The sequence below is a fragment of the Sphingomonas sp. Leaf38 genome (genome assembly GCF_001421825.1).
In the GTDB taxonomy this organism is placed as follows: domain Bacteria; phylum Pseudomonadota; class Alphaproteobacteria; order Sphingomonadales; family Sphingomonadaceae; genus Sphingomonas.
In genome coordinates this window covers 742861-747215 of record NZ_LMLD01000011.1, presented here as the reverse complement: position 1 = coordinate 747215, position 4355 = coordinate 742861, and the positions used below count along the sequence as shown (strand labels likewise).

At 65.1% G+C, this 4355-nt stretch carries 5 protein-coding genes; all 5 read right to left on the bottom strand.

What is annotated here, in order from left to right; all coding sequences use genetic code 11:
* Positions 1–81: 81 nt before the first annotated feature.
* The 5 genes from sucD to ASE88_RS10805 all read right to left on the bottom strand — a co-directional run bounded on the left by sucD (position 82) and on the right by ASE88_RS10805 (position 4285).
* Positions 82–966: a succinate--CoA ligase subunit alpha gene (sucD, locus tag ASE88_RS10825; RefSeq protein WP_056478054.1), complete on the bottom strand. Its 885-nt coding sequence runs from the start codon at positions 964–966 to the stop codon at positions 82–84.
* A 54-nt stretch (positions 967–1020) separates the two neighbouring features.
* Positions 1021–1317 carry a GIY-YIG nuclease family protein gene (locus tag ASE88_RS10820; RefSeq protein ID WP_055873335.1) on the bottom strand — a complete coding sequence of 99 codons (297 nt, stop codon included), beginning with the start codon at positions 1315–1317 and terminating at the stop codon, positions 1021–1023.
* Positions 1318–1384: 67 nt separating this feature from the next.
* Positions 1385–2347, bottom strand: coding sequence for a malate dehydrogenase (mdh, locus tag ASE88_RS10815; RefSeq protein WP_056478052.1), 963 nt, complete (start codon positions 2345–2347; stop codon positions 1385–1387).
* A 249-nt stretch (positions 2348–2596) separates the two neighbouring features.
* A complete protein-coding gene (gene zapE, locus ASE88_RS10810; protein ID WP_056478050.1) occupies positions 2597–3691 on the bottom strand; it encodes a cell division protein ZapE in 1095 nt (364 codons plus the stop codon).
* A gap of 135 nt (positions 3692–3826) precedes the next feature.
* Positions 3827–4285, bottom strand: a complete 459-nt coding sequence (locus ASE88_RS10805; protein WP_414893665.1) for a PaaI family thioesterase — start codon at positions 4283–4285, stop codon at positions 3827–3829.
* Positions 4286–4355: the final 70 nt, after the last annotated feature.

Sequence of the window (4355 nt, the reverse complement as noted above, 5' to 3'; positions counted from 1 at the left end):
CAACGGGCAATTACGTGCCCTCACCCTTCCGCCGCCAAGAGGCAGCTCCTTCCCTCTCCCCGGGGGGAGAGGGGTAGTAAATCAGCCCTTCAACACGCTCAGCAGCGTCTCGCCGAGCAGGCTGGGGCTTTCCGAAACGCGGATGCCGGCGGCTTCCATCGCCGCGATCTTGCTCTCGGCATCGCCCTTGCCGCCCGAGACGATCGCACCGGCATGGCCCATGCGACGACCCGGAGGCGCCGTGCGGCCCGCGATGAAGCCGGCCATCGGCTTCTTGCGGCCACGCTTGGCCTCGTCGATCAGGAACTGCGCGGCCTGCTCCTCGGCGTCGCCGCCGATTTCGCCGATCATGATGATCGACTGCGTCTCGTCGTCCGCCAGGAACAGCTCGAGCACGTCGATGAAGTTCGTGCCGTTGACCGGATCGCCACCGATGCCGACCGCGGTCGTCTGACCAAGGCCTGCGTTCGACGTCTGGAAGACCGCCTCATAGGTGAGCGTGCCTGAACGGCTGACAACGCCGACCGAGCCCTTCTTGAAGATCGAGCCGGGCATGATGCCGATCTTGCACTCGCCGGGCGTCAGCACGCCGGGGCAGTTCGGGCCGATCAGGCGCGACTTGGAGCCCGACAGCGCGCGCTTGACCTTGACCATGTCGAGCACGGGAATGCCCTCGGTGATCGCGACGATCAGCTCGATGTTCGCGTCGATCGCCTCGAGGATCGAGTCGGCGGCGAAGGGGGGCGGCACGTAGATGACGGACGCGGTCGCGCCGGTCACCGCCTTGGCTTCGGCGACGGTGTTGTAGACGGGGAGGTCGAGGTGCGTCGTGCCGCCCTTGCCGGGGGTGACGCCACCGACCATCTGCGTGCCGTATTCCAGCGCCATCTTGGTGTGGAAGCTGCCGGTTTCGCCGGTCATGCCCTGCGTGATGACCTTGGTGTTCTTGTCGACGAGGATGCTCATCTTGTCTCGTTCCTTACCACCCCGGCGAAGGCCGGGGCCCAATTGGGAAAGCGGTCATGGTCGTGCGATGCGATCGTAAAGGTCGTCCCAGCCGGGATTGAAACCGTTGATCTCCCGCAATTTCCAGTCCCGCTTCCACTCCTTCATGTGCAGCTCGCGCTGCCGGGCGGCTTCCCAACTGCCGAGCAATTCGTACCAGACGAGTAGCTTGCAGTCGTACTTCTTCGTGAACCCTGCGACGACGCCATTGCGGTGTTCCCACACGCGCTTCGCCAGGTTCACCGTCGAACCGAGGTAGAGCGTACCGTTAAACCCGCTGGCCATGATGTAGACGCATGCTTGGTCTTCCATCACGGGGGCCTTCCCAATTGGGCCCCGGCCTGCGCCGGGGTGGTATTGCTTACCTCAGTTCATTTCCTCAGTTCAGGCTACCGTCGATACCCTTGCAGGCCACGATCAGTTCCTTGACCGCGTCGACCGAGACCTGGAGGTTGCCCTTGGCTTCGTCGTCGAGCTTGATCTCGACGATCTTCTCGACGCCGCCCGCACCGATCATCACCGGCACGCCGACGTAGAGATCGTTGAGACCATACTCACCCGAGACGTACGCCGCAGCCGGCAGGACGCGCTTCTGGTCGTAGAGATACGCTTCGGCCATCGCGATGCCGCTGGTGGCGGGCGCGTAATAGGCCGAGCCGGTCTTGAGCAAAGCGACGATCTCGCCGCCGCCGCCGCGCGTGCGCTTGACGATCGCGTCGATCTTCTCTTGGCTGGACATGCCCATCGCGATGAGATCGGGAACCGGGATGCCCGAGACGGTCGAGTAGGAGATGACCGGGACCATCGTGTCGCCGTGGCCGCCGAGCACGAAGCTGGTGACGTCCTTGACCGAGACCTTGAACTCGTCGGCGAGGAAATGGCTGAAGCGCGACGAATCGAGCACGCCGGCCATGCCGACGACCATGTGATGCGGCAGACCCGAGAACTCACGCAGCGCCCACACCATCGCGTCGAGCGGGTTGGTGATGCAGATCACGAACGCGTTCGGTGCGTTGGCCTTGATGCCCTCGCCGACCGCCTTCATGACCTTGAGGTTGATGCCGAGCAGGTCGTCGCGGCTCATGCCGGGCTTGCGCGCGACACCGGCGGTGACGATGATCACGTCCGCGCCGGCGATGTCGGCATAGTCGTTCGAGCCGGTGATCGTCGAGTCGAAGCCTTCGACGGGGCTGCACTGCGACAGATCGAGTGCCTTGCCCTGGGGGATGCCCTCTGCGACGTCGAACAGGACGATATCGCCCAGATTCTTGAGTGCTGCGAGGTGCGCGAGCGTGCCGCCGATATTACCGGCGCCGATCAGCGCGATCTTCTTGCGAGCCATTCCAATCCGTCTCCGTCTGTATGTGCGGGGTGATTGGTGACGCCGGTTACGCGCATTATGCCCTTACGGCAACCTCTAAAGCGGAAAAGTGAGGGCGTTATTGCAACTCGTTCGCATGAGCAATAAGGTGAAACCCACCCCGGCGGAGGCCGGGGCCCAATTGGGGGACGGTGCCAACGGAGCAATGCGCGCTGTTACTGCGACCTTTCCAATTGGGCCCCGGCCTTCGCCGGGGTGGTGCTCGGAGGGTCAGATATGCCCCTCGGCCAGATACTCCTCGGAGCGCATCTCTTCCAGCCGGCTGATCGTGCGGTCGAATTCGAAGCGGCCGTCGCCGGTTTCGTAGAGGTCGCCGGGCTGCGCATCGGCGGCAGCGAGGAGCTTCACCTTGTGTTCGTAGAGCGCGTCGATCAGCGCGACGAAGCGTGCGGCCTCGTTGCGGCTGTCGGGGCCGAGCTTGGGGATGCCGACGAGGATGATCGTGTGGAATTTGCGCGCGATGGCGAGGTAATCGGCCACCCCCCTCGCCTCGCCGCACAGCTTCTTGAAGCTGAACACCGCGACGCCCTTGAGCGACTTGGGGACGCGGAGCGTGCGCCCCTGCACCACGAGGTCTTCGGCGGGGACGTGTTCGCTGTCGTCGGTCGAGAAATCGGTGAGGCGGAAGAACGCGGCGGAGAGCTGCGCGGTCGCCTCGGGGCCGTTGGGGACGAGCCAGGTGTCCTGGCTGCCGAGCCGGTCGCGGCGGTAATCGACGGGGCCGTTGAGCGGCAGCACGTCGAGACGCTGCTCGATCGTCGCGATGAAGGGGAGGAAATGCTCGCGGTTGAGGCCGTTCTTGTAGAGATCGGCGGGCGGGCGGTTCGAGGTGGTGACGATCGTCACGCCGGAATCGAGCAGCGAGGTGATGAGGCGCGACAGGATCATCGCGTCGGGGCTGTTGGTGACCATCATCTCGTCGAACGCGAGCAGGCGCGTTTCGTCGGCGATCGCGGTGGCGACGGGGACGATCGGATCGCCGACTTCCTTGCGGCGCTCGGTGGCGATGCGCGCGTGCACCTCGAGCATGAACTCGCCGAAATGGACGCGGCGCTTCTTCTCGACCGCGGCGTTCTCGTAGAACAGGTCCATCAGCATCGACTTGCCGCGGCCGACACCGCCCCAGAGGTAGACGCCGCGGGGGTCGGGTTTCTTGCCGGTGAGGCGGGCGAAGAAGCCGGTCGCCTTGGGGGTGGCAAGTTCGGTGGCGAGCGTGTTGAGGCGCGCGGCGGCGGCGGCCTGTTCGGGATCGGGGCGGAGTTCGCCTGAGGCGATCAGAGCGTCATAGGCTTTGACGACGCTCATGCCGCCACCTCTATTTCACCCCGGCGGAGGCCGGGGCCCAATTGGGAAAGCTTCGGTAACGGAGCGGGGCGCTTCAACAATGATCGTGTCCCAATTGGGCCCCGGCCTTCGCCGGGGTGGTGGGTGCGGGCGATATCAGCCCTTGGACGGCTTGCGGATCGTGGCCGAGAAGGCGGCGATCTTCGCTTCGTCGTCGCCTTGCACCACGAGGCCCCGCAGGAACAAGAGGCGGCCGGTTTCCTTGAGCACCTCGACCTGCGCTTCGATCGGCGCGCCGACCTTGCCGCCGCCGATGAACTGCGTGTTGAGATCGAGCGTCACCGCGGTGCCGGCGGTGATCAGGCCGAAGCCCCTTGCGGCCGCAAACAGTGCGACGTCGATGAACGCGAGGAGCGCGCCGCCATGGACGTTGTTCTGGAGGTTGGAGTGGCGATGCTCGGGGGTGATGCGGACGCGGACGATCTGGCCGTCGACGCGGTAGAGCATGGGGCCGAGCAGCGTGTTGAAGCGGGTCGGGTCGGAGAGCGACCAGCTGCGCCAGCCGGGGTTGGCGGGATCTTCGGCTTCTACGAAATGGGGGGTGGTCAACGGCACGTCCTTCGAAACCTTGGAGCCCCCTCCCCGCCCCACTTCCGTTCGTCCTCAGCGAAGTCGAAGGACTTGA